Raw genomic sequence first — 24,015 nt, 5'->3', positions numbered from 1 at the left:
GAAACCATTGAAAAGAGGTCCCGGCAATGCCTGCCTTTGAATCCAAGTTTCCCGGCGGCGAGTTCGCCGCGTTTTCCACCGCTAAGATGTCGTACTTCCTGCCTGTGCGCGAGGACATCGACCGCGCGACCATCGACGCCTTCTTCGGGGCCGATGCCAAGTTCGTCGCGCTGACGCCACTGCCGTCCGTCGAGCTGCACGTGCCCAACTCCGACGCGCAGATCGCGACACCCGGCAACCTGATTGCCAAGTTCGCCAACGGCAAGTACAAGGTGATGGACGAAACCTACTACCACAAGAACTTCAACGATCCGATCACCGACCTGCAGGACAACGGCATCTTCTAGGAGGCGCGACATGGCCCATTTTGAAAAATACCACCCGCTGCTGTCGGCGCACTACCAGCTCGACTGGCCGACGCTGTTTCGCCTCAAGGACGTCCACGCCCTGCGCGCCGACGCCACGCAGGCCGCGCTGTCCGGGCGCGCGCTCGATGCGACCATCGAGGACACCGCGCGCTACGTCAACCAGTCCATGCAGCTGGTGATGGGCGACCGGTCGCTTCTGTACGGCATCGGCGATCGCGCGACCGGCGCCTTTTGCGGCAGCATCTGCCTGTGGCAGTTCGACGCCGAAAAGACCGAAGCCCAGCTGCGCTTTGAGGTGCTGGAACGCACCCCGGCGGCGGTGATGGCGGAAGTGCTGCCGCGCGTGGCGGGCTTCGCCTTCTTCGAGCTCGGGCTGAAACGGCTGCGCGTGGTGCTGCCACCGGAAACCGCGGCGGCGCAAAGCGTGCTGCCACCGGAAACCGCGGCGGCTGAACCTGCGGCAACTAACGCGGCAGCCACCACCGCTGACCAGACGGCGACCGAACCCGAGGCGACCACGCCGGCCGACCTGCCCGCGGCCAACGCGGCGGCGCGGGCGCTTTTGGCCGCCAACCACTTTGTGGCGGTTGACGCCACCACGCTGGTGCTGACCCGCGACACCGTCGCCGACGACCCGGCGTTTCGGTTCTAGCATTAACTAAGCGTAAGAATGAGGGGGTGAACCTCTCATTTTTTTGTGCGGTCGTGTACAAAAGCGGCGCGCTAACGTAGACTAGTATCATATTGGCAGCGCTTCGCTGGCAATTGGGAGGATGAGAATGACGGAATCAACACCATACCACAAGCTGACCTGGCCGCTTTTCCTGCAGCTGATCCGGCTGCCGGTCAAGCTGGCCTCCGCGATGCCCTTCGCGCTCGGCGTCCTGTACGCGTGGCACGACCAGGGCGGCTTCAACGGGGTGAACACGCTGATCTACTTTGTGGGTCAGCTGAGCATTGCCTGCTTCGTCACCGGCTTCAACAATGTGCAGGACTACCACAAGTCCAAGGACGAGGACTACCGGCAAAACGGCAACATCATCGGCACCGCGCACCTGGACCCGCGCCGCATCATGGCGCTGATGCTGACGCTGTTGGGCGTCGCCGTTGTCGCCGGGCTGATTCTCGTGGTGCGCACGAACCTAGTGCTGCTGTTCATCGGCGCCACGGCGATTGCCATCGCGATCTTCTACACGTTCGGGCCGATGCCGATCTCGCGCCTGCCGATCGGCGAGGTGGTCTCCAGCATGACCGAGGGCTTCGGAACCTTTTTCATCGCCTACTTCGTCAACGTGCCGAACCGGCCGCTCGGGCTCGACCTGACTTGGCGGACCTTCAGCCTGCACGGCAACATCGAGGTGATTGCCCAGATGCTGCTGGTCGCCGCGCCGATCATCATCCTGGAGGCCAACATCATGTTCGCCAACAACATCGGCGACATCGAGGAGGACATCACCAACCACCGGGCAACGCTGGCGGTGTACCTCGGCCACGACCGGTCGCTGGCGATCTACCGCTGGGTGCCGGTCGCCGCCTACCTCGCCATCGTTGCGGCCGTGGCGCTCGGGCTGATGCCGTGGCCGACGCTTTTCGTGCTGCTGCTTTGGCCGCTGATTCACAAGAACATCCAACGCTTCATGGCCGTGCAAGTGCGCCGGCTCACATTCAAAACCGCCGTCAACAACCTGCTGTTCACCGTCGGCGCCGAGGTGCTGGTGCTGGCCGGCTGGTCGCTGTGGCAATCACTTTAGGGGGAGTTTTTAATATGAAGAAATCACTGCTGGGGCTCGGGACCCTGCTCGTCGCAACGCTTCTGGTCGCCTGCGCGCCCAAGGAAAGCAGCCTGAAGGAGTCCTCTTCAAGCGCGCCGAAGACCGCCAAGAAGGCGACGGCCAAAACGGTCGACCTGACCATCGGCACGATGTCCGCGCCGGAGTCGATTCCGCTGTACGTCGCGGCCGAGAAGGGCTACTTCAAGGACCAGAACCTGAACGTGACGCTGCAAAACTTCAAGTCGCCCAAGGAGCGCGACGCCGCGGTGTCCGCCGGGCAGCTCGACGGCACCGTGACCGACGTCGTGACCCTGGCCGCCTACGAGAACGGCAAGCTCGACTGGCGCATCGCCACGGGGCTCAACGGGTCCTTCGGCATCCTGACCAACCAGCCGGACATCAAGACCGTCGCCGACCTGCGCGGCAAGACGGTCGCGACGATGCCGCACCAGACCCCGACCTTCTATCTTGATCAGGAGCTTGCAAAGGTGGGCATGAGTGAAAAAGACGTCAAGCTCTCCGAGGTCGCCCAGATTCCGGCCCGCATCCAGCTGTGCCTGGACCGCAAGATCGACGCGATGATCGTGCCCGACCCGTTCATGGCGATCGCCAAGAGCAAGGGCGCCCGCGTGATCGCGCAAAGCGACCCGATCGACTACCAGACCACCATTCTGGCCATCGCGCCGAGCCTCGCCAAGAACGCCGGCGTGGCCAAGCGCGTGCTCGCCGCCTACAACCAGGCGGTCAAGACCCTGAATGACGGTACCGCCGCCGACTTCCAGGACATTTTGACCAAGGACATCGGCTACCCGGCCCCGCTGGCCAAGAACGTTAAGCTGGTGCACTACACGGACGCGCACGCCGTCCAGACGTCCGTGCTCAAGGACGCCTTCGCCTACGCCAAGGCCGAGGGCGTCACGGCAACAACGCTGGATCCGGCCAGCGTGTCGTTGCCATGAAGCTGACCGTCGCCGGGCTGACCGTCGTGCGCGGCGGCCGCCCGGTGCTCCAAGACCTGAGCTTCACCGTGCCCGACCGCGGGATCCTGGCGGTGCTGGGTCCCAGCGGCACGGGCAAGACGACCTTGATCGACGCGCTGACCCGCCAGCTGGCGGCCGACGGTGACTGCCGGCTCGACGGCGCGGCGATCGACCCGCACCGCCAGCACCTGGCCGTCGTGCCGCAGGACTACGGGCTTTTGCCCTGGTACACCGTCGGCCAAAACGTCGCGCTGCCCCTGACCATCGGCCAGCACCGCAAGCTCGACGCAACGCAAAAGGCGGCGGTGCAGGCCGTCATGGCGGCGCTTGGCATCGGCGAGCTCGCCGGGCGGTTTCCCAACAGCCTGAGCGGCGGGCAGAAGCAGCGCGTGGCGCTCGCCCGCGCCTTCGCGCAGGCGCCGGACCTCTTGATGCTGGACGAGGCGTTCTCCGCGCTCGATCCGGTGGTCAAGGCCCGGGCGTACCGCCTGTTCATCGCGCAGTGGCAGGCGCGGCCGGTGACCACGCTGTTGATCACGCACGACCTGGAGGAGGCGCTGGCGCTGGGCGACGCGCTGTTGATCCTGCACGACGGCGGCGGCGCGGTGCGGCCCAATCCGCTGGCCGGCGTCCCGCTGGGCGCGCGGCGAGAGTCGGCGCGCTACTACCAGGAAGTGGCGGCGCTGGGCCGGGAGGTGGCGACGACATGGCAAGAGTGAGCAAGACTCTGGGGGCGCTGGTCGGCCTGCACGTGCTGTGGCTGATCGCCGCGTGGCTGGTCGCCAAGCCGGTGCTGCCCAACCCTATCGTGGTCTACGCGGCGCTGCCCCAGCTGTGGTCGCACCAGATCGGCTGGCACCTCTACTTTTCCCTGTACCGCCTGGCCTGGAGCCTCGGCTGGGCCGCCGTCATCGGCGTGCCGCTGGGCATCCTGATCGTGCGGGCGCCGCGGTTCGGCGCGTGGCTGGATCCGGTGATCTACCTGACCTACCCGCTGCCCAAAATCGCGCTGCTGCCGGTGGTGATGCTCCTGGCGGGCCTGGGCGACGCGGCCAAAATCATCATGATCGCGCTGATCACCGTGTTTCAGATCATCATCTCGGTGCGCGACGCCGTGCGGCAGGTGCCCGAATCCCTGTACAAGCAGCTGCGCGTGGCCGGGGCGACGCGGTGGGCGCTGTTTCGCCACGCGACCTGGCCGGCGAGCCTCGCCGGGGTGCTGACCGCGCTGCGCATCGCGCTGGGCACGGCGATCGCCACCCTGTTTTTCACCGAGGTCTACGGCACCAACTACGGACTCGGCTACTTCATCATGGACGAGTGGAACCGGCTCGACTACCCGCTGATGTACGCGGGCATCGTGGTGCTGGCGGCGGTGGCCTTCGCGCTGTTTGCGGTGCTCAACGCCGTCGAGCGCCGGGTGCTGCGCTGGCAGCGGGCGCAGTGACGTGGGCAAACAAAAACTCAGCCTGACGAGGGCTGAGTTTTTTCGTGTCTGATTGTCCAAACCTTGAGACCTGTGCGTGAGTGAGCGAACGCGTGGCGTGCCGGAGCGTCTGCCGCGTGTCACGGCCTAGGCCGCGGCGAGACTTGCCTGCACCTTCGCGTACAGCAGCAGGCCGCCGAACGCCGCGCCGATCAGGGCGACGATCAAAAGCAGCGACTGGGCCAACCGGAAGTCCGCCAGCACGTTTTGCATCAGCGTCGTGTACTTGCTGAGCCCGCTGCCCAGGGCCGACTGGAGCCAGTCGGTGCCGCTTTGCGCGGCCTTGAGCAGCTGCCCGATCGTGTAGCTCGAGTTCGGCAGCGTCGTGTGACTCAGCTGGACCTTGATGCCGCCGAACAGCACCAGCCCGACCGCGCCGGCGCCCACGTTGGCCGCGGCCAGCCCGGTGGCGTCGACCCAGTGCGGCCGCACCCAGGCCAGCACGCCGACCACCGCCAGCGCGGCGGCGATAATCATCATCAAAACCCCGAGAGGCGCCAGGCCCGCGGTCATGCGGGTCAGATCGATGTCCGGTGTCGCGACGCCGGCGTCAAAGGCGATCGTGTTGATGATCGTGCTGACGCCGGTCGCCACCTTGTGCAGTGAGCTGCCGGCGACGAACCAGCCGAGCCCGAGCAGCACGGTCACCACCGCGCCGACCTCCGGGTGCCGAATGACCTGGAAAAACTGGGCGGCGTGCGCGGCCGGCTGGACGCTCGTTGCTGCAGGTGCGGGCCGCGTCGCGGCCGGAGTCGGCTGCGTCGGTTGTGCGGGCTGCGCCGCGGCCGGGGTCGGCTGCGTCGGTTGTGCGGGCTGTGCCGCGGCCGGGGTCGGCTGTGTCGGTTGTGCGGGCTGCGTCGCGGCCGGAGTCGGCTGCGCGGCTGCGGGCTGCGCCGCGGCCGGGGTCGGCTGCGTCGGTTGTGCGGGCTGCGCCGCGACCGGGGTCGGCTGCGCGGGTGCCGGCTGATCCGCCGGCGCAACGGCCACGCGGGCGCCGCAGTGCGAACAGAATTTGGCGTTCGGGGTCAGCGGGGCCCCGCAGTTGGCACAGAATTTAGGAACAGTCATGGTGGTTACCTCCGGGTGCGCCGCGACAGCGCGGCGTAAAGTTACCCGTATCATGCCGCAAATTGGCCGCAACGTCAATGCCCCCGCGGTTCGATCGGGCTCATCTCGGTATACCAACTGATTATTTTCCGGGTAAATCACGCCCCAATTCGGCCACTTGCGCGGTGTACCCGGGCCGCGCGAATTTTGGAAGGCCCGTCTGACGCGGTTGGCTATCGCGTGCCGTACGCCCTGGCATATCGCCACAAGCCAAGTTGTGGCCGCGGACCCTATCCTTTTTCGTGCAAGCGCGTATGATTCAGCATAGGTGCTGTGCACGCGGACACGGATTGGGCGCTCCCCCAAGCGTCTCCCCCAAACCGATTCCCGAGCGGCACCCGCTCTCCCCAAAATGCAAGGCTAGGCACCACCCCAAGCTCTCCCCTAAGAAAATCCGGTCATTCCGACAGCCGGTCCGCCGACCCCTCCCCGGGGCCGGCGTTTTTGTGTCGTCGGAGCTTTCGTAAGCGTTTACGGCGTATAATAGAGTGACACATCATTGGAGGGATGACATCATGACCATCTGTACCCTGAACTTCCAGCCCGCAAGCCTGGGCATGCAGACGCGCGTCAACGTCGTGCTGCCGGACAATCCGGCCACGGCCAGCGTGCTTTTGCTGTTGCACGGGCACTCGGACGATGAGAACTCGTGGCTGCAGCGCTCGCGGCTGGCCGCGTACGCCGACGACCACAACACCGTGGTGATTATGCCGCGCGTGGACCGCAGCTTCTACGCCGACCAGCCCAGCGGCATCCACTACTACGAGTTCGTCAGCCGCGAGCTTTTGGCCCGCTGCAAGGCCTGGTTCAACCTGGCGCTCGCCCCCGCCCGGACGTTCGTCGGCGGCCTGTCGATGGGCGGCTACGGTGCGCTCAAGATCGGGCTGAACAACCCCGATCAGTTCGCCGGCATCTACGCGATGTCCAGCGTCCCGGACCTCCTGACCCGCTGGGACCGCGAAGGCGATTCCACCATCGGGCCGCTGTTTGACGCCAACTTCGGCAGCCGCGACCGGCTGCAGGGCAGCGTGTCGGACGTGCCGTTCATCACCACCCACTGGCAGGACGCGCGCCGGCCGTTCATCCGCATGCTCTGCGGGACCGAGGACAGCTTGTACCCGGAGAACCAGGCCTACGCGGCGCTTGCGCAGCAGCACGGCTTCGACTGCCAGTTTGAAAGCGTTCCCGGCGACCACGAATGGGCGGTCTGGGATTACGGGGTGCAAGAAGCGCTTGCAGACATCGCCGCACGCGACCAAGCCTGATCCGGTTTGCTCCCGTCGGCCGGCGATCTGCGCCGCCAGCCAGCGCACGCCGCGTCCCCGCAACACCCGCTGCACACGAAAACGGCGCCTCGCCAACGCGAGACGCCGTTTTTGCTGTGCCGTCACCTGCCGAAGCTGGCGCGGTAGTCCGTGCTCAGCAGCTTGGCCTCCACCAGCCAGTGGCCGGAGACCTCGACGACCCGGCGCACGCGGACGTCCACCCGGTCGCCGGTGCCAAGCTTCATCGTCGCCTCGTTCTTGGGCAGGCTGACGGCCAGCTTGTCACCGACGGCAAAGCCGACCGTGTCGCCGCTTTGGGTGGGCGCGGTGACGGCGAAGCGGACGCGGCCGCGCGGGAGCTTGCGCTCAAGCGTCTGAACGAAGCGCGTCGCCTGCGCCGCGTTCAGCACCTCCGTGGCGGCCGGCGGCTTGATGAACAGCACGACCGTCAGCAGGCACATCAGCCCGCCGAGCACGCCCATCGCGGCCCCGCCCAGAAGCGCCATGGGGTGGTGAAAACGCAGCGCCGCAAGCACCAGCCCGCCGCCAATCAGCGCGCATCCCACCACCGCAAGCCATGTCATCGCCGTCGCCTCCCATCATTCAGACTGATTATCACCAGTCTGGCGAAGGTTGGCAGCGCATGCAAGCCTGCGGCGGCCGGCGTAACCATTTTTTAATCGAACAGCGAAGCAAGCGTCTTCGGCAGCTGATCCAGCGCCGTGATGGTGGCGGTCGGCCGCTGCAGCGGGCCGGTTGGCGTGTGGCCGTAGCGCGGCGACCAGTCGTACCAGATGCTGGCGATGCCAAACGCGTTGGCGCCCTGGACGTCGCGGGCCAGGTTGTTGCCGACCATCGCGGTGCGCGCCAGGTCCAAAGGCGTCAGGTGCATGGCGTCAACCGCGGCGGCAAACATCGCCGCGGCCGGCTTCTCCACGCCCACCGTTTCGGAGATCACGCGGGCCTCAAACAGCGGGGCCAGGCCGGTGACGGCCAGCAGGTTGGCGAAGGACTGCACGCGCCCGTCCGCGACCAGACCGAGGCGCCAGCCGGTGCGGTGCAGCGCCGTCAGCGTCGCAAGCGCGTGGGGCAGCGGCGTCGCGGACAGCACGGTGCCGCCGGCGTCAAAGACCTGGCTGCCCTCGTCGACCAGCGTGTCGCCGCAGTCGAGCAGCAGTACCCCGGGCCCCGTCATCTTGTGAACGCCAGGGTCACGACCTGGTACGGGGTGACCGTGATTGAGAGCGCGCCGGCAACGGCGTCAAGCGGCTGCGGGTCGCTTTCGTCAAGGCGCACTAAGGCGGCGGATTGGTAGGCGAAGTGCGGCGTGACGGTGATCACCGCGTTTTCCCCCGCGTACTCGTGGAAGCGCAGGATCACGGCGTCGCCGTCCTCGCTGTGCTTGATGGCGTCGACCACCACCGGCTGGGAAGCTTCGAAGGTGAAAAGCGGCGCGGCCGGGTTTTTCACTGCGCCCGGCACGACGGTCAGGCCGTGGTTCAGCGCCATGGCGAGCGGCTCGACCTGGCCCGCCACGAAGTCGCCGCGGTGGCCCAGCAGGCTGTAGGTGAAGTCGTGGGCGCCCTGGTCGGCCTCTGGATCCGGCTCGATGCCGGACTTCAGAAGCGACATGGACAGGCGCGCGCCCTTGACGCTGTAGCCGTACTTGGCGTCGTTGAGCAGCGCGATGCCGTAGTCGCGCTGGGAAAGATCCGCCCACTTGTGCGCGACCGTCTCGAACTTCGCGGTGTCCCACGAGGTGTTGTTACTGGTCGGGCGCGCGACGTTGCCGTACTGGACGTCAAAGGTCGCGTGGTCGGCCAGGATGCTGGTGTCAAAGGCGGTGCGCAGCAGGAACTGGTGCTCGTGCCAGTCGAGGTGGGTCACAAAATCGATGCGGCGCGAGCGACTGTACAGGATCAGCGTCTGGTCAACCGTGGAGTCGCGGAACGTGTAGTGGAAGTCGACCTGCTGCGACAGCGGCCCGGCCTCATGCACGGTGATCGCATCGGCGGCTAGGGTGATTGCCTTTTCCGGGTAGTCGGCGTCGATATTCCAGGCGTCGTACTGCAGCGGCCGGTCCTCGTAGACGGTCAGCACGTTGCCGAGCTTGCCGGCGGCCAAGAGCTCGCGGTCGTGGTCCTTGTCGTAGATCTCGGTCAGCTGGCCGGCGGCGTTCCAGGCCAGGCGGTAGTGGGCGGATTCGACCGTGTCGCCGAAGGTGGTGCCGGCCGTCCGGACCGGCGCGGCCTGCGGGGTGAAGGTCAGGCCGCTAACGCCAAACGCCGGGGCCTCTGCCGCCACCAGGTAGTGGTCGCCGTGCTTCTCGGCGGTCAGCACCTCACCGCGCGCGTCGGTGAACTGCCCGTCGCGGGCTTCCGGCACGGTCACGAGGTCCTGCAGGCGCCACGCGTTCAGGTTGCGCACGGTGTAGGCGTCCGGCGTCGGCGTCGTGGCCGCGTCGTCCAGGGCGGCGTTGAGCGCGGCGATGCGGGCGAACATCCCCGCGTACTCGGCCTTGTTGTCTTCGTATACCTCGCGGATCGAGCTGCCCGGCAAAATGTCGTGGAACTGGTTGGTCAACAGCGTCTCCCAGAGGTCCTGAATGGCCGCCGCCGGGTAGGCCACGCCGTCTCGGACGCCGGCCGCCACGTAGCGGGCCTCCAGGTCGCGCATCGCGAACTCGAGCTGGCGGTTTTGCTTTTTCACCCGCGCGTGGGAGGTGTAGGTGCCGCGGTGGAACTCGAGGTACAGCTCGCCGTTCCACTCGGCGATTGGCTGGTCGGAGTCCGCAATCGTCTGGTTCAGCCGCGCGAAGTAGTCGTCGACGCGGGTGTTTTCGACGGTTGGCAGGCCGGGCAGCTGGTTGATCATGGCGATGTCTTCGATCATCTCGCGCTGCGGGCCGCCGCCGCCGTCGCCGAAGCCGTACGCGAGCAGCAGGTCGTGGTTCAGGGCCTTGTCGGCGTACACGCTGTAGGAGCCGAGCACCGTGTGCGGCGTCACGAGGCCGTTGTAGGTGTAAAAATAGTAGCCGTCCGCGGTCTGCTTGTAGTCGTACTCCTGGCCGATGGTGGTGATGAAGTGCGTCAGCACCTCCGAGCCGTCGATGTCCTTCCACATGAAGGTGTCGTGCGGCATGCGGTTGGTCTCGTTCCAGGAGATCTTGGTGGTCATGAAGTTGGTGATGCCAAAGCCCCGCATGATCTGCGGCAGCGCCCAGGAGTAGCCGAACACGTCGGGCAGCCACAGCACGTGCTGCTTGGCGCCGAACTCCTTTTGGAAAAAGCGTGTGCCGTACAGGAACTGGCGGGTCAGCGCCTCGCCGGACGGCAGGTTGGTGTCCGGCTCCACCCAGGTCGCGCCCTCGGGTTCGAAGCGGCCCTCGGCGACGCGGCGCTTCATCTCGGCGTAAAGCGCCGGGTGGTCCTCCTTGACGAACTGCCATACCGCCGGCGTCGAGTGCATGAACAGGTAGTCCGGGTGCTCGTTCATCAGCGCCAGCGCGGTGGCGAAGGTGCGCGCCGTCTTCTCGCGCGTGTGGCGCAGGCGCCAGAGCCAGGCGACGTCGATGTGGGCGTGCCCGATCGCAGAGATTTTGAACTGCTTGTCCTGCCCTTCGTGCGCGGCCACGAACGCCTGGACGTCGGCCAGCCCAAGCGAAGCCGTGGCGGTGATCTCCTCAAGCGTCTGGTTGCCCCAGACGAAGCGGCGCAGCACGCGGTCCAGGAGCTTTTGGTACTCGTACAGCAGCGGCTCGTCGGGGCCAAGCTCGCGGCTGGTCTGGTCGATCACATCCAGCCAGCGCGCCAGGTCGCGGATCGGCGCGATCAGTTTGCCGGCGGTCGCCTCCTGCAGGATGTAGTGCTGGGTGCGCTGCAGGCCGCCGCCTTCGTGGCCGGTCCACATGCAGATGTCAACGCCCACGTTTTGGCCGGACACGGCCGCGTCGAGCACCACGTCCTTGTGGTTGCGGTCGAGGCCCTGCGCGACGCGGCCGTCCAGGTGGACCAGCCCCTCGAAGGCGCCGTTGTTGCCGTTGCGGTCCAGGTCCAGGTGCGCGACGTAGTGTTCGCCTTCCTCAAGCGCCGGCACGGCCAGCGTGAAGCGCAGCCAGTAGTAGTCGTCGCGCCCCGACCAGGTGTCGCCTTGCGCAATCGGGGTGAAAACGGCGCTCGCGGGCGGCAGTGCCCGGTGGTCCTCACGGTCGTCGTGCCAGATGCCCATGCCGGTGATTGGCAGGAAATTGGCGCGAACGTAACGGTTCAGGGTGCGGCGCTGCTGCGCGATTTTTTCCTTCGAGTACATAACTGATCCCCTTTCCAATGTCCGGGCGGTCGCCCGTTAACGTGGCTTACCATTTAATCATAGCGCATTGACCCCCCAGAGTGCAGCGGGGCGCTCTTAGCGGGGCGGGTAGCCTAGCGCTAGCGTTGAGGCGGGCTTTGCCTCGACGCTAGTGCGTAGCTAGCCGCACCCGCGTTGCCCCGCGGAACTCGACGACCAGAGTGCAGCGGGGCGCTCTTAGCGGGGCGGGTAGCCTAGCGCTAGCGTTGAGGCGGGCTTTGCCTCGACGCTAGTGCGTAGCTAGCCGCACCCGCGTTGCCCCGCGGAGCTCGACGACCAGCGTGCAGCGGGGCGCACTTAGGCGACCGGCTAGCGTAGGGCGGACGCTTGAAGCGCACTTTGCTTCGAGTGTCTGCCCTAGCTGGACGCGTCGCCGTTGCCCCGCGGAACTCGACGACCAGAGTGCAGCGGGGCGCACTTAGCGGGTCGGGTAGCCTAGCGCTAGCGTTGAGGCGGGCTTTGCCTCGACGCTAGTGCGTAGCTAGCCGCACCCGCGTTGCCCCGCGGAACTCGACGACCAGAGTGCAGCGGGGCGCTCTTAGGCGACCGGCTAGCGTAGGGCGGACGCTTGAAGCGCACTTTGCTTCGAGTGTCTGCCCTAGCTGGACGCGTCGCCGCTGCCCCGCGGAACTCGACGACCAGAGTGCAGCGGGGCGCTCTTAGCGGGGCGGCGACGCAAAGCGGCGCCTCCCGCCCACCGGGCAGAAAGCGCCGCATCCCCGTTCGTCCGTGCTACTGAAGCCTGCTGACCGCAAGCCGCGCCCCACCCAGGTCGGGGCTGGAAAGCACCGCGGCGGCCGGGCCAAAGGTGTGCGGGTAGTAGGTCAACGCGGCCGCCTGGCCCGCGCCGAAGTACACCTCGAGGCACGCGCGGTCGATCAGGACCTGAAGCGACAACGCGCCTGCGGTCGGCAGCACGCGCACCGTGCGGCGGTTGGCCGCCGGCTCGTCGGCACTCACAATCGGCACCCCGGCCGCCGTGCGGTCCAGCGTCAACAGGCCGACGGGATCGTAGGCCAGCACCACGGCCTCACCCGGGCCGAACGCAAGCGTCAGGCTGAAGGGCCGGTCGGCTTCGGCCGTCACCGCGACCCACGCCGGCTGGCCGGCGGGGCAGGCGACGCGCGCGGTGGCGGTGCCGGCGGGCAGCGTCCCGGTGCCTTCAAGCGGCGTGCGCGCGGTGGCCAGCGCCGGGGCAGGCGCCTGGCGCAGGTGCCCGGCCACCACGGAAAGCGTCCGCGGCACCGTCAGGCAGCTCGCCCAGCCGTGCCCCAGCTCGTGGGTCGGCATCGAGCGCCCGGGCAGCTGCGCCCAGCCGATCAGGAAGCGCCGGCCGCTTGCGTCCGGTGCGGTTTCCGGCGCGTAAAAATCAAACCCGCCGTCAAGCTCCGATTCCGTTTCCGCCACGAACCGGCCCGCATCCCAGTCCACGTGCCCGACCAGCGCCATCACCGCGTTGTGGCCCAGGTAGCGGTGAGGTTCTTGCACCGTGCCCAGCGTCGAGACCAGCAGTACGTCATGGCCATCCAGGGTGAAGAAGTCGGGGCACTCAAACAGCCGCCCCTGCCGCGCGTCGGCCTCAAAGAAGCGGGACCGGTACGTCCAGTGGATCAGGTCGGGCGACTCGTACAAAAGCACCACCCCGCGCCCGGCGGCCGTCGCGGAGGCGATCAGCACGCCGTAGTGGTCGCCGCGGCGAAACACCTTGGGGTCGCGGAAGTCTTGGGTGCTGACGCCGGCCGGCACCTGGGGCGTGTCGATGACGGGATTTTGCGCCACCTTGGTGAAAGTGACCCCGTCGTCGGAGTAGGCCAGACACTGCACCTGGCGCCCCGGCAGGTTGCCGGTGTACATGACGTAAAGGCGCTCGCCGACCACGATGGCGGTGCCGGAGAAGCAGCCGCCGACGTCGTAGGGCTGATCCGGCGCCAGGGCCAGCGGCAGGTCGCGCCAGTGGAGCAGGTCGTCACTGACCGCGTGCCCCCAGTACACCGTGCCCCACTGGGAATCGAACGGGTTGGCCTGGTAGAACAGGTGGTACTGCCCACGGAAAAACACGAAGCCGTTGGGATCGTTCAGCCACCCGACCGGGGCCGCGAAGTGCAGCGCCGGTCGGTACTGGGGGTTGGGCGCCGCGGCCGCGGCCACGAAGCGGTTGGCTTCGGTCAGCATCGCGCTCATGCGTTGGGCTCCGGGTACAGGACCGCTTCGGTCGTCACGCCGGTCGCCGCCAGCGTGATCATCCGGTAGCCGCGCGGCAGCACGCCGTAGCAGTTGTACCCCGACACGTTGCCGTACACCAGGTGAACGCCGAGGTAGACCCCGTCGAAGTTGTTGTCGTGGTCGTGCCCGCAGAAGACGTGGCTCAGGTTGCCGAGCGTGAGAAAGCGGGTGAAAAGCCCGGTGTTGAGCTCCGGGGCCGCGATCCGCGGGTGCATCTCCCACCACTTGCCGGCCACGATGTGCTCTGCCGCCTGCGCGTACTCCGGCACCGGAATGTGCATGAACGCGACGTCCTGCGTCGCGCCCGCGGCCTGGTAGGCCGCCTGCGTGCGCACGTACCAGTCGATGGTCTCAGGCTCCACCCAGTCGTAGCCCGACTGAGGCGCCGGCGCGACGTTGCCGGTGTCGAACACGTACGCCACCCGCGACACGCGCCCGGATTCGCCAATCTCGATGGCGTAGCTCTCCTTGCCGCGCGGCGACACGAAGGCGTGCGCCTTGGCCACGTGGTGCGTGAGGCCGGCGGTCAGCTCGCGCAGGTCGGCCCGATCCAGCGTTTCCTCGCTGTCGTGGTTGCCATACGTCGTGGCGACGGGGATGTCGAATTCGTTGAGCGCGGCGACCAGCGCCCGCAGCCCGGCGGCCGGGTTGACGACGCCGTCCGACCAGATCAGATCCCCGGAGAGGACGATCAGGTCCGGCGTTTCGGCCGCGATGGCGGCGCGCATGTTCGCGAGCGTGCGAAGGTCCGAGGCCTCAAACGGGGTCTGGCCCAGGTGCAGATCGGTCAGCTGCATCACGCGCAGCGCGTTATCAGTAAGCGTTAACATTTTATTCCTCCTAGTTCGTCAAAGAGACCCAATCCATTTTCCGGCTGCTTTGGTAGATGCCATCCAAAAGCGTCAGGCTGGCCAGCGCGTCGGTATCGGCCAGGCACCAATCCAGCGGGTCGGGGACTTCGCGCAGCCGGTGGGCGAACGCCGCAAACAGCCGCTGGTGCCCGTCGCCCCAGGCCGCCTTCTGATCGGCCGCGACCCTGGCCGTGCGCGATTCCAGCACGGCGCCGTCCAGCCAAAGCCCCGTGGCGGTCACCGCAAGCTCGCCCTTGGTGCACGCGAACGTCAGGCGCGGCGGCGTGTCGCGCGCGTAGTCGTTGGTGGCAAAAATCACCGCCGGTGCGCCGCTCGGCAGGATGGCCGTGGCCATCGCGGTGTCTTCCACCTCGATCGAACCGGCCAGCAGGCTGGTCATCACGCTGCCGCGCACCCGCACCGGGGCGCCTTCCAGCCAGCACAGCGCGTCCAGCGTGTGGATTGCCTGGTTGATCAGCACCCCGCCGCCTTCCGTCGCCCACTTGCCCTTCCACGCGGCGGCTTGGTAGTAGGCCGCGTCGCGGTGCCAGGTCAACGACGCCTTGGCGCCCTGGAGCGCCCCGAGCTCGCCGCTTTGCAGCATCTGCCGCGCCGCGACCAAAGACGGCGCGAAGCGGTTTTGAAAAATCACGGCGAAGCGCCCCGGATGCTGTGCCGCCTCCGCCAGCACCGTGCGCCCCTCCGCCGGCGTCATCGCCAGCGGCTTCTCGCACAGCACGGCCTTGCCCGCCCGCAGCGCGGCGATGCTGATCGGCGCGTGCAGGAAGTGCGGCGTCGCGACGGTGACGACGTCCACGTTGCCGGCCAGGAGCTCGCGGTAGTCCGAGTAAAACGCCCCCGCGCCCTGGGCCGCGGCGTGCGCGTGGGCGATCGCGCCGCAGCCGATAATGCCAAACCTCAGTGTCATCAGTAGCTCCCCTTCGTGTCCAGCACCTGGCCTGAGAACCCGGCCGCCGCGTCGTATTTGGACGTGGCGCGCCGCTGGTTCAAAGCGGTCAGAAACGCCGCGCCGTCGATCGGCAGGTCGACCCAGCGGTGCTCCCAAGACGACAGGTAGATTGCGTTGCTGATGGACAGGCCGCGCAGTCCCTCAGCCGCCGGCGACATCAGCGGCGCGCCGTCCAGAATGTGTGAAACGAAATTCTTCACAATTTTCTGGTGACCGGAGTCGCCGTCGAACACCGTGTCGACCGGCACCTCCCGACAGTCCGGCTGGCCGAAGCCGCCCTGGTAGGTGCGGTTGAAGTCGGCCTCGTCCTGCGCGTTGAGCCAAAGCCTGAGCCGCTGGTCCTCAATCACCAGCTTGCCGCGCGAGCCGACGATCTCGAAGCGGTTGGTGCCCGGCGTCTCGGTCGTCGTGGTGACGAACACGCCGGTCGCGCCGTTCTCGTACTCGACGTAGGCCGTCGCCTCGGTTTCGACCTCGACGTCGCGGCGCTTGCCGTTATACGTGAAGCCCATCACGCGGCTGGGCATCCCGCAGATCCACTGCCACAGGTCCAGCTGGTGCGGGTCCTGGTTGAGCAGCACCCCGCCGCCCTCGCCGGCCCACGTCGCGCGCCAGCCGCCCGAGTTGTAGTAGCTCTGCGAGCGGTACCAGTCCGTGATGATCCAGTTGGTGCGCCGCAGCTCGCCCAGCGTTCCGTCCTGCACCAGTGCCCGCGCCTTTTGGTAGGCCGGGTTCATCCGCTGGTTGTACATCAAGGCGTAGGTCAGCTCCGGGTGCTGCGCCGCCACGTCAAGCGTCCGCTGCACCGCCTGCGTGTACACGCCGGCCGGTTTTTCCGACAGCACGTGCTTGCCCGCCGCGAGCGCCTCTGCTGCGATCAGCGGGTGAAAATAGTGCGGCGTCGCGATGATCACGGCGTCGATGGCCGGATCGGCGATCAGCGCGGCCGCCGAGTCGTAGCAGGTCAAGGCGCCAAAGCGCGCGGTCGCCGCCGTCAGCCGCGCCGGGTCGATGTCGGCGATTGCGACCAGCTTCGCGTGCGGAATCTCGCCGGCCGTCAGGTAGCTGGCGTGCAGCGACCCAATGTTGCCGACGCCGATGATGCCGATGTTCAACGCTGTCATTAGTCCCACCTCTGATCAAGCGGCGCCAACAGTCCCCGCAGCGCGGCCGCCGCGAGGTTGAACAGCACCTCGCCGTCGCCGCGCGACGCCGCGGTGCCGTCAGTCGCCGCGGCGTCGGCGATGCTGTGCACCGCGCTTTTGGCCTCGAGTGCCCGGAACCCCGGGAACGGGCTGAGGTGCGGCTCGATGCTCAAAAAGCCCGCGTAGCCGCTTCGCTGCAGCGCCGCAAGCACCGCCGCGACGTGCCCGTCGCCCTCGCCCGCCGGCGTCACCGTGCCGTCCGCCGCGTGCGCGTCCTTGATGTGGACGTACGCGACGTAAGGCGACAGCAGGTCGAAGGCCTCCGGGTAGACGCTTGCGCCGCACTGCACGAAGTTGGCCGGGTCGAAGGCCAGCCGCAGCTGCGGGCTGTCCAGCGTCGTCACCAGGTCCAGGCAGCGCTCCGGCAGGTCGCCGTAGATCCCCTTTTCGTTCTCGTGCAGCATGGTCACCTCGGGGTAGGCCTTGGCCACCTCGAGCATCGCCCGCATGCGCTGCATCACCTGCGGGCGAAAGTCGGCCGCCTCCCCCGCCGGCACGTAGAAGCTGAAGCAGCGCAGGTAAGGCGCCTCGAAAATCCGCGCCAGCGCCAGCGTGTGCTCAAGCTTAGCCAGGTGCGGGGCGAAGGGCTCGATGATGCCGATCTTGCCGATCGGCGAGCCGATGCTGGACACCGCGATGCCGGCCGCGGCCAGCGTCTGCGCGTAGGTGCGCGCCTGCTCAAGCGTGAAGTCGCTCACCGACTGGCCGGCGATTCCCCGCAGCTCCAAGTGGTGAATGTCATTTTCCTGCAGCACCCGGATCTGGGTTCCAAGGTCCGGGCTGATCTCGTCCGCAAAGGCGGACAGCGTCATGGTCGTCATTTTTTTCCTCCAATTAAAGGTGCAAGCGCCGCCTCAAAGCGCGGCAGCCAAAGCGCGCGGTAGCCCAGGCGCGTCGGGTGCGCGTCGTCGGCCATCGCCTCGGGCAAAGCCGCCGTGGCGGCGTGAAGTGCCGCGTCGGCGTACAGGTCGAGGATCGCGAAGTGCCATTTGGCCTGCAGCGCGTAGAGCCGCGCGACCAGCGCCGCGTAGTCGCGGTCGCTCGGGTCGCGCAGGCAGGTGTAAACCAGCACCGGGCAGCCCCAGCGCGCAGCCACCGTCGCCAGCACGTGTTCGATGGCGCCGGTCGTCGTCTCAACGTCGTAGGCGGTCTTGGCCGCGCCAGCCGGGGCGGCCGTGGCAGGCCCGGGCGCGATGGCGCCGAGCGCCTTGTTCTGGCGGCTGTCGTTGGTGGACAGCTGCAGGACAAAGGCGTCAAGCGCCGGCACGGCGGCAAAATCGCTGGCCAGCCGCGAGACGTAGGTGTCCGGCGCCGTGCCGGCCAGGGTGGTGCCGCTGATGGCGGACTCGACCGGCACCACGCCGTCCTTTTGCGCTAGGAACTGGACGAACGAGTCGCCCAAAGACGCCGCGCCGATCGTGATCGACGAGCCCAAAAAACCGATGGTGGTCCCGAAAAGCGGTGAGGCCGGGTCCGGCGGCAAGGTCTTCGGCGCGTACCGGTCGGCGTTGCCGGGCAATAAGTCTGAAGTCATGTCTGCCTCCTCACACCAGCCGGTAGCTGGCGGTTAGCGTCGAACCACCGTGCAGCGGAATGCGGTAGCGCGTCGCCTCGGGTTCGTAGGTGCCGGGCCCGACGTACGAGCCGGCCACCGCGTCTTGCAGGATCAGCGTGCCGCTTGTTTCGGCCGGCACGTGGACGCGAATCTGCACCCGCCCGTCCTGGTTGGCCCACGCCACCGCGATGTTGCCGCGCACCGACTGGTAGCTGCCGCTGACGTGGCGCCGCTTGGACGCCTTGATCAACGGGGCGATCACCACGTCCTCAAACCCTGCGCTGGTCGGGGCCTGGTCGATGCCGAGCACGTAGCGGTAAATCCAGTTGCCGACCGCGCCGAACGCGTAGTGGTTGAAGGAGTTCATGCTGTCCGCCCACATGGTGCCGTCCAGACGCAGGCCGTCCCAGTGCTCCCAGATGGTGGTGGCGCCCTTGGTCACCGCGTAGAGCCAGGACGGGAACGTTTTTTGCATCAAAAGCCCGACGGCGGTGGCCGCGTAGCCGTTGGCCGTCAGCACCTCCAGCAGGTACGGCGTGCCGACGAAGCCCGTGTTGAGGTGCGTGTTGTTGTTCACCACCAGCTGGTTCAGCCGTGCGGCGATGGCGGCGCGCTGCGCCGGCGTCAGGCCCATCATTTTCAGCGCCAGCACCTGCGCGGTTTGCGTCGCGACGCTCAGGTCGTCGTCTTTCAGGTAGGTGGCGGCGAAAAAGTCGTCGCAGCCGGCGACCAGCGCCGCGTACGCCGCCGCGTCGGCGGTTTCGCCGAGAAGCAGCGCGGTGCGGCGCAGCAGTTCGGCCGTGTAGCGGTGGAAGCAGCAGGCGATGTAGTCGTGCGGCGTCGCCCCAAAGCAGCTGCCGTCGACGTCAAGCGCCAGCCAGTCGCCGTAGTGGAACCCGGGGTTGCCCGAATACGGGGTCTTTCCGGCCGCGCTGTTGAACGCGACCCACGCCTTCATGCTGGCGTACTGCTCGCGCAGGATGCGCAAGTCCCCGTAGAACTGGTACAACGTCCAGGGGCAGATCACCGCCGCGTCGCCCCAGGCCGCGCTGGACGAGGTCTCGGGCGCCAGGCGCGACACCACGTCGGGAATCACCGCCGGCACCCCGCCGTCTGGCAGCTGGTCGTGCGAGAGGTCCTGCAGCCACTTGCGGTAAAAGGCGTACCCGTCGTAGTTGTACAGGCCGGTGCTGATGAAGACCTGCGTGTCGCCGGTCCACCCCAGCCGCTCGTCGCGCTGCGGGCAGTCGGTCGGCACATCGACGAAGTTGCCGCGCTGGCCCCACAGGATGTTGGCGTATAGGCGGTTGAGCAGCGGGTCGTCGCAGGTGAAGGTCCCGGTGCGCGTCATCGGCGTGTGGATCACCTCGGCCACAAACGCGGCCGGATCGATCGCCAGCGGCCGGTCGGCAACCACCTCGACGTAGCGGAACCCCTGGAAGCTGAAGTGGGCGGCGTACGTGCCGGCGGCGGCCGTGGCGTTGTGGATGGTGACGGTCTGCGCGGCCGTGCGCAGGTTGCCGAAGTACGGGGTGCCTAAGGCGTCGAGGACCTCGGAATGGTGAAGCGTCAGGGTCACCGGCTGGCCGCCCAACAGGCGCGCCAGGTCCACGCGCACCCGCCCGACCAGGTTCTGGCCGAAGTCGAGCACCACGCGGCCGGCGGCGTCGGTGGTCGCAGACACCGGCGCCAGGCGCTGCGTCACCTGGCACGGCGCGTCCTGCTGCGGCGTCAGCACCGTTTTGGCCAGCTCAAGCACCGTCGCGGCCCGCCAGCCGGCGCGGTCACCGGTCTTGAGAAAGGCGGCCTGGGCGTGCGAAAGATCCACCTGCTCGCCGTCGTAAAGGTCGCTGGCGCGGATCGGGCCCGGCGCCGTCAGCCAGTCTTCGGCGGTGTCGAAGCGCGCGACGCTGCCGTCAACGTAGCGAATCACGCCGTGGGCGATGAAGGCCGTCCGGTCGCCGTACATCCGCTTGCGGTCCCAGGTCAGCCGGCCGCGGTACCAGCCGGGCGCCAGCCGCACGCTGAGCAGCTGGTGCGGGGCGGCGCCAAAAAGCGCGGTCAGGTCGTACGCCTGGTACTGAATCGTGTGGTCGTAGCTGGTCCACCCCGGCGTCAGCAAATCGGCCGACACCTTGGTCGCGCCGGCGTACAGCTCGTACAGCCCGCGGGCGCTGGCGTACAGCGTGACGCTGGCCACCGGCTTGGTCGCCGTCACCGCCGCGCTGAGCAGCACCTCGGCATCCCCGTCCGGCGCGCCGGTGACCCACTGCGCCGCGGAGAAGTCGGCGGCGGTGAAAAACGGCGCCCGGTCGCGGTACGTCTGCCCGTCGGTGGTCGTCAGCGTCACGGTCGCGGTCAGCCGCCGGTCGCTTGGCAGCGCCAGGCCGGTGAAGTCCGTCCAGGCGTTGGGCGAAGCGGCAGCCGGTCCGGCGGTGGTGGCCGCCGAATCCTGCGGCCACGCGGTGGTAAACAGCGCGTGGCCGAGTTCGTCTTCGATCGTCAGCGTCCCCGCCGCGACCGTCAGCGCCGCCCCGAGTTGATCCGGCTGCCAGCTGATGCGCTCGAGTTCGCGCACCACCGGTCGCGCCTGCCAGTTAATCTGAATGCCCAATGCCCAGTCGTTCATCCGATTGCCTCCCGATTGTTGTGGTCGTCACTTTCCTAGTTGCGCCCAACCCGCGTGCCGCAACACCCGGGCTGGGCGCAACCAGCCAGCATTGCTGGCCGGTCGCACGTCCATGTTTTTTTACCTTAGGCGGTGCCTTATGCCAACGCGAACGCCACCGTCACGATCTGGTAAGGCTTGACCGTCACGTTGAACCACTCGCCGGTGGCCTCAAGCGGCGCCTGCTCAACCTCGGCCAGGGTCACCAGGTGCGCGCCAAGGTGCGCGAACTGCGGCTTGAACGCCACGGTGCTGGTGGCGCCGCTGTAATCGTGCAGCCGCAAGATCACCCGCTTGCCGTCCTCGCTTTGCTTGATCGCGTCAACGGCCACCGGCAGCTGCGCTTCGGCAAAGGCGAACAGCGGCGCCTGGGTGCTGGCGCTTTGCCCCGCAACCTGTTGCAGCGGCACGTTCAGCTCGCTGGCCTGCTTTTCGACGTCGCCTTGGACAAAGTCCCCGCGGTGTGGCAGCAGGCTGTAGGTGAAGTGGTGCGCGCCTTGATCGGCGTCGGGGTCTGGCCACTGGCCGGACTTGATCAAAGACAGCGAAAGCGTCGCACCCTCGATGCTGTAGCCGTACTTCGACTCGTTGAGCAGCGCCACCCCGTAATCCGGCTGCGACAGGTCGCCCCACTTGTGGCCCACGGTCTCGAACTTCGCGCGGTCCCAAGAGGTGTTCTTGTGGGTCGCCCGCTTGACGTTCCCGTACTGGATGTCGAAGGTCGCCTCGTTGGCCAGGATGGTGGTGTCAAAGGCCACGCGCAGAAGCTCGTGGTGCTCGTGCCAATCGACATGCGTGTCAAAGTCCAGCCGCGGGTTGTCTGCGGCCAAGATCAGATTCTGCTTGATGGTCGAGGCCTTGTACCGGTAGGTGAAGGTGACCACGGTCCGCAAGGCAGACTGGGCGGTGACGGCAACCGAGGCGGCGGTCAGCGGGGTCGCCTTTGCCACGTAGTCCTCATCGATGTTCCAGTTGTCCCAATCAAGCGGCCGGTCTTCGTACACCGTCAAGACGTTGCCCAGGGCCGAACCCAGCACGCTGCGGGCGTTGACCTTGTCGAAAATCTCGGTCAGCTGGCCGGCGTCGTTCCAGGCCACGCGGTACTGCGGCGTCTCGACGCGGTTGCCGAGGGCTCCCGGCGCGGTCGGGGCGTCAACGCCCGGCACGAAGGTCACCGTCAGCTCGCCCAGGGCGGGCACAACCGGCGTCTGCACGATCAGGTTGTCCCCGTCGCGCAGGCTGTCCAGCACGTTGCCGGCGGCGTCTTCGTAGTGGCCGGCGGCCGGCTGGGCCACGGTGATCTGAGCCGAACGGGCCCAGGCCAAGTCGTTTTGAAGCGTCAGGGCCGCGGGCTGCGCCGCGCGCAGCACCTCATCGAGGCTTGCGTTGAGGGCCGCAATCTGCTTAAAGGCCGTCTGGTACTCCGCGGCGTTATCGGTGTAGACTTCCTGGATCGACGAGCCCGGCAGGATGTCGTGGAACTGGTTGCGCATCACGATCTGCCACAGCTCGCGCAGCGCCTTTTGCGGGTAGGCGACGCCTTTGAACACTTGGGCCTGGGTCGCGCGAATCTCAAGTGCCCGCAGCGCGAATTCGAGCTTGCGGTTCTCCTTTTTGACCCGCGCCTGGGAGGTGTAGGTGCCGCGGTGGTACTCGAAGTACAGCTCACCGTTCCATTCCGGAACCGGGTGGCCGCTGGCCGCGAAGTTCTCGCGCAGCTGCTTGAAGAAGTCGTCGACGCGCGTCGGGTGGACACTTGGCAGCCCCGGCAGCTCGTTCATGATGGTCTGGTTTTCGACCATCTCGCGCGTTGGGCCGCCGCCGCCATCGCCGTAGCCCATGGCCAGCAGCAAGTCGTCGTTTTGCCGCTTGTCCTGGTAGCGGTGGTAGCTGCCCATCACGCTGTGCGGCGTCAGCATCCCGTTGTAGCTGCCGAAAAAGCCGTCGCCGTGCTTGTAATCGTCGTCTTGATCGACCGTCGTGATGAAGTAGGTCAACACCTTGCTGCCGTCGATGCCCTGCCAGTCGAAGGTGTCGTGCGGCATGTGGTTGGTGTCGTTCCACGAGATCTTTGTGGTCATGAAGTTCTGCACGTCAAAGCCCAGCATGATCTGCGGCAAGGCGGCCGAGTAGCCGAAGACATCCGGCAGCCACAGCACCGTCTGCTTGGCGCCGAACTCCTTTTCAAAGAAGTCCTTGCCGTACAGGAACTGGCGCGTGATCGACTCCCCGGACGGAATGTTCATGTCCGGCTCAAGCCAGGTGGCGCCATCCGGCTCCCAGCGGTCCTCCGCCACGCGTGCTTTGATCTGCTTGTACAGTTCCGGGTAGTCCTGCTTCACAAAGTCGTAGACCTGAGGCGTCGAGTGCATGAAGACGTACTCCGGAAACTGCTTCATCAGGCTCAGCTCGGTGGAAAATGAGCGGGCCGTTTTCTCCCGCGTGTGCTGCAGGCGCCACAGCCAGGCCACGTCGATGTGGGTGTGGCCGATCGCCGCGATGTTGAACTGCTTGTCTTGCCCCTGGTGGTCCGCAATGAACTGGCGGATCAAAGCCAGCGCCTTCGTGGTCGCCTCAACAAAGCCCGCGTGGTCCAGGCCGGCGAAGTTGAACAGCTTGACGGCTTGCTCCATCACGTTCAGGTACGCGTAACGCAGCGGATCGTCTTCATCGAACTCGACCACCGTCTGCGCCATCACGTCGAGGTAGCGCCAGGTCTTGTAGCCGGTGCTGTCGAACACCCCGCCGCAAAGCGCGTGGTAGGTGTAAGTCGGCGCCTTGTACAGGGCACCGCCACCCCCCAGCCCGGTCCAAAAGCAGATGGCGATGGCCACGTCCTTGGCGGCGAAGCTGTCGTCCAGCATGATGTCGCGGTGGTTGCCGTCGACCGCCTGAATCGGCAGGCCATCGGCGAACACCAGGCCCTCCGGAATCGAGTTGCCATTGTCGTTGTTGCTCAGGATCTGCACGTTGAGCTGGTACTGCTGCCCGTCTTCAAGCGCCGGCACCGCCGCCGTGAACTGGACCCAGTAGTACTGATCGCGGCCAGAAAACTGCTGGCCCGGCGTGAACGGGGTCGCCTCGCCGGCGGTCGGCAGCGTCGTGTGCGTCGGTCGCGGATCGTGGGTGATGCTGAGCGCGTAGGTATCCGTCAGCTCGCTTTCCCAAAAGGCCTTGATCAGGCGCGTCTGTTGCTGAATCTTTCTCAAAGTAAACAC

General features: G+C 67.0%; 19 protein-coding genes. 7 read left to right on the top strand and 12 right to left on the bottom strand.

The window, feature by feature from the left end:
* Positions 1-26 precede the first annotated feature (26 nt).
* The 6 genes from LE416_RS09860 to LE416_RS09835 all read left to right on the top strand — a co-directional run bounded on the left by LE416_RS09860 (position 27) and on the right by LE416_RS09835 (position 4,567).
* The gene (locus LE416_RS09860) at positions 27-347 is read left to right on the top strand and encodes a hypothetical protein (RefSeq protein WP_225048322.1); all 321 of its coding nucleotides are present in this window, start codon (positions 27-29) and stop codon (positions 345-347) included.
* Between the two features lie 10 nt (positions 348-357).
* On the top strand, positions 358-1,020 hold the full coding sequence (locus LE416_RS09855; protein ID WP_225048320.1) for a GNAT family N-acetyltransferase: 663 nt from the start codon (positions 358-360) through the stop codon (positions 1,018-1,020).
* A gap of 127 nt (positions 1,021-1,147) precedes the next feature.
* Positions 1,148-2,119, top strand: a complete 972-nt coding sequence (locus LE416_RS09850; protein WP_225048318.1) for a UbiA family prenyltransferase — start codon at positions 1,148-1,150, stop codon at positions 2,117-2,119.
* Positions 2,120-2,133: 14 nt separating this feature from the next.
* Positions 2,134-3,099 carry an ABC transporter substrate-binding protein gene (locus LE416_RS09845; protein ID WP_225048316.1) on the top strand — a complete coding sequence of 322 codons (966 nt, stop codon included), beginning with the start codon at positions 2,134-2,136 and terminating at the stop codon, positions 3,097-3,099.
* On the top strand, positions 3,096-3,839 hold the full coding sequence (locus tag LE416_RS09840; protein ID WP_225048313.1) for an ABC transporter ATP-binding protein: 744 nt from the start codon (positions 3,096-3,098) through the stop codon (positions 3,837-3,839). The genes LE416_RS09845 and LE416_RS09840 overlap by 4 nt, the downstream gene beginning before the upstream one ends.
* Positions 3,827-4,567, top strand: coding sequence for an ABC transporter permease (locus tag LE416_RS09835; RefSeq protein WP_225048311.1), 741 nt, complete (start codon positions 3,827-3,829; stop codon positions 4,565-4,567). The genes LE416_RS09840 and LE416_RS09835 overlap by 13 nt, the downstream gene beginning before the upstream one ends.
* Positions 4,568-4,693: 126 nt before the next feature.
* Here the strand turns inward: LE416_RS09835 and LE416_RS09830 are convergent, their stop codons facing one another.
* On the bottom strand, positions 4,694-5,674 hold the full coding sequence (locus LE416_RS09830; RefSeq protein WP_225048309.1) for a zinc ribbon domain-containing protein: 981 nt from the start codon (positions 5,672-5,674) through the stop codon (positions 4,694-4,696).
* 554 nt (positions 5,675-6,228) lie between these two features.
* Between LE416_RS09830 and LE416_RS09825 the strand changes: the two genes are divergently transcribed.
* On the top strand, positions 6,229-6,978 hold the full coding sequence (locus LE416_RS09825) for an alpha/beta hydrolase (RefSeq protein ID WP_225048307.1): 750 nt from the start codon (positions 6,229-6,231) through the stop codon (positions 6,976-6,978).
* A 122-nt stretch (positions 6,979-7,100) separates the two neighbouring features.
* Here LE416_RS09825 and LE416_RS09820 read toward each other — a convergent pair whose 3' ends face one another.
* From LE416_RS09820 to LE416_RS09770, 11 genes are all read right to left on the bottom strand, one after another.
* Positions 7,101-7,562 carry a hypothetical protein gene (locus LE416_RS09820; protein ID WP_225048305.1) on the bottom strand — a complete coding sequence of 154 codons (462 nt, stop codon included), beginning with the start codon at positions 7,560-7,562 and terminating at the stop codon, positions 7,101-7,103.
* A gap of 92 nt (positions 7,563-7,654) precedes the next feature.
* Positions 7,655-8,173, bottom strand: a complete 519-nt coding sequence (locus LE416_RS09815; protein WP_225048303.1) for an HAD family hydrolase — start codon at positions 8,171-8,173, stop codon at positions 7,655-7,657.
* Positions 8,170-11,286, bottom strand: a complete 3,117-nt coding sequence (locus LE416_RS09810) for an alpha-mannosidase (protein WP_225048301.1) — start codon at positions 11,284-11,286, stop codon at positions 8,170-8,172. Before LE416_RS09810 ends, LE416_RS09815 begins: the two co-directional genes overlap by 4 nt.
* A 771-nt stretch (positions 11,287-12,057) precedes the next feature.
* Positions 12,058-13,506, bottom strand: a complete 1,449-nt coding sequence (locus LE416_RS09805) for a glycoside hydrolase family 32 protein (RefSeq protein ID WP_225048299.1) — start codon at positions 13,504-13,506, stop codon at positions 12,058-12,060.
* Positions 13,503-14,378 carry a metallophosphoesterase family protein gene (locus LE416_RS09800; RefSeq protein WP_225048297.1) on the bottom strand — a complete coding sequence of 292 codons (876 nt, stop codon included), beginning with the start codon at positions 14,376-14,378 and terminating at the stop codon, positions 13,503-13,505. Before LE416_RS09800 ends, LE416_RS09805 begins: the two co-directional genes overlap by 4 nt.
* Positions 14,379-14,388: 10 nt before the next feature.
* Entirely contained in the window at positions 14,389-15,327 is a 939-nt protein-coding gene (locus LE416_RS09795; protein ID WP_225048295.1) for a Gfo/Idh/MocA family protein, read from the bottom strand.
* Positions 15,327-16,493 (bottom strand): Gfo/Idh/MocA family protein, encoded by a 1,167-nt coding sequence (locus LE416_RS09790; RefSeq protein ID WP_225048293.1) that lies wholly within the window; start codon positions 16,491-16,493, stop codon positions 15,327-15,329. The genes LE416_RS09795 and LE416_RS09790 overlap by 1 nt, the downstream gene beginning before the upstream one ends.
* Positions 16,493-17,395, bottom strand: coding sequence for a sugar phosphate isomerase/epimerase family protein (locus LE416_RS09785; protein WP_225048291.1), 903 nt, complete (start codon positions 17,393-17,395; stop codon positions 16,493-16,495). The genes LE416_RS09790 and LE416_RS09785 overlap by 1 nt, the downstream gene beginning before the upstream one ends.
* The gene (locus tag LE416_RS09780) at positions 17,392-18,108 is read right to left on the bottom strand and encodes an SGNH/GDSL hydrolase family protein (RefSeq protein WP_225048289.1); all 717 of its coding nucleotides are present in this window, start codon (positions 18,106-18,108) and stop codon (positions 17,392-17,394) included. Before LE416_RS09780 ends, LE416_RS09785 begins: the two co-directional genes overlap by 4 nt.
* Positions 18,109-18,118: 10 nt before the next feature.
* Positions 18,119-20,758: a family 78 glycoside hydrolase catalytic domain gene (locus tag LE416_RS09775; protein WP_225048287.1), complete on the bottom strand. Its 2,640-nt coding sequence runs from the start codon at positions 20,756-20,758 to the stop codon at positions 18,119-18,121.
* 137 nt (positions 20,759-20,895) lie between these two features.
* On the bottom strand, positions 20,896-24,015 hold the full coding sequence (locus tag LE416_RS09770) for an alpha-mannosidase (protein WP_225048286.1): 3,120 nt from the start codon (positions 24,013-24,015) through the stop codon (positions 20,896-20,898).

Origin of the sequence: Lacticaseibacillus kribbianus (genome assembly GCF_020180945.1) — a bacterium.
In the GTDB taxonomy this organism is placed as follows: Bacteria; Bacillota; Bacilli; order Lactobacillales; family Lactobacillaceae; genus Lacticaseibacillus; species Lacticaseibacillus kribbianus.
Note: the sequence above shows the minus strand (reverse complement) of the source record. Positions and strands in the feature narration are given on the sequence as shown.

Excerpts from the sequence above, each read along its gene's own strand:
- LE416_RS09785 (WP_225048291.1), bottom strand. The coding sequence starts at position 17,395 with ATGACGACCATGACGCTGTCCGCCTTTGCGGACGAGATCAGCCCGGAC.
- LE416_RS09810 (WP_225048301.1), bottom strand. The coding sequence starts at position 11,286 with ATGTACTCGAAGGAAAAAATCGCGCAGCAGCGCCGCACCCTGAACCGT.
- LE416_RS09775 (WP_225048287.1), bottom strand. The coding sequence starts at position 20,758 with ATGAACGACTGGGCATTGGGCATTCAGATTAACTGGCAGGCGCGACCG.
- LE416_RS09840 (WP_225048313.1), top strand. The coding sequence starts at position 3,096 with ATGAAGCTGACCGTCGCCGGGCTGACCGTCGTGCGCGGCGGCCGCCCG.
- LE416_RS09860 (WP_225048322.1), top strand. The coding sequence starts at position 27 with ATGCCTGCCTTTGAATCCAAGTTTCCCGGCGGCGAGTTCGCCGCGTTT.
- LE416_RS09790 (WP_225048293.1), bottom strand. The coding sequence starts at position 16,493 with ATGACAGCGTTGAACATCGGCATCATCGGCGTCGGCAACATTGGGTCG.
- LE416_RS09835 (WP_225048311.1), top strand. The coding sequence starts at position 3,827 with ATGGCAAGAGTGAGCAAGACTCTGGGGGCGCTGGTCGGCCTGCACGTG.
- LE416_RS09820 (WP_225048305.1), bottom strand. The coding sequence starts at position 7,562 with ATGACATGGCTTGCGGTGGTGGGATGCGCGCTGATTGGCGGCGGGCTG.
- LE416_RS09815 (WP_225048303.1), bottom strand. The coding sequence starts at position 8,173 with ATGACGGGGCCCGGGGTACTGCTGCTCGACTGCGGCGACACGCTGGTC.
- LE416_RS09825 (WP_225048307.1), top strand. The coding sequence starts at position 6,229 with ATGACCATCTGTACCCTGAACTTCCAGCCCGCAAGCCTGGGCATGCAG.
- LE416_RS09795 (WP_225048295.1), bottom strand. The coding sequence starts at position 15,327 with ATGACACTGAGGTTTGGCATTATCGGCTGCGGCGCGATCGCCCACGCG.
- LE416_RS09780 (WP_225048289.1), bottom strand. The coding sequence starts at position 18,108 with ATGACTTCAGACTTATTGCCCGGCAACGCCGACCGGTACGCGCCGAAG.
- LE416_RS09845 (WP_225048316.1), top strand. The coding sequence starts at position 2,134 with ATGAAGAAATCACTGCTGGGGCTCGGGACCCTGCTCGTCGCAACGCTT.
- LE416_RS09850 (WP_225048318.1), top strand. The coding sequence starts at position 1,148 with ATGACGGAATCAACACCATACCACAAGCTGACCTGGCCGCTTTTCCTG.
- LE416_RS09800 (WP_225048297.1), bottom strand. The coding sequence starts at position 14,378 with ATGTTAACGCTTACTGATAACGCGCTGCGCGTGATGCAGCTGACCGAT.
- LE416_RS09805 (WP_225048299.1), bottom strand. The coding sequence starts at position 13,506 with ATGAGCGCGATGCTGACCGAAGCCAACCGCTTCGTGGCCGCGGCCGCG.
- LE416_RS09830 (WP_225048309.1), bottom strand. The coding sequence starts at position 5,674 with ATGACTGTTCCTAAATTCTGTGCCAACTGCGGGGCCCCGCTGACCCCG.
- LE416_RS09855 (WP_225048320.1), top strand. The coding sequence starts at position 358 with ATGGCCCATTTTGAAAAATACCACCCGCTGCTGTCGGCGCACTACCAG.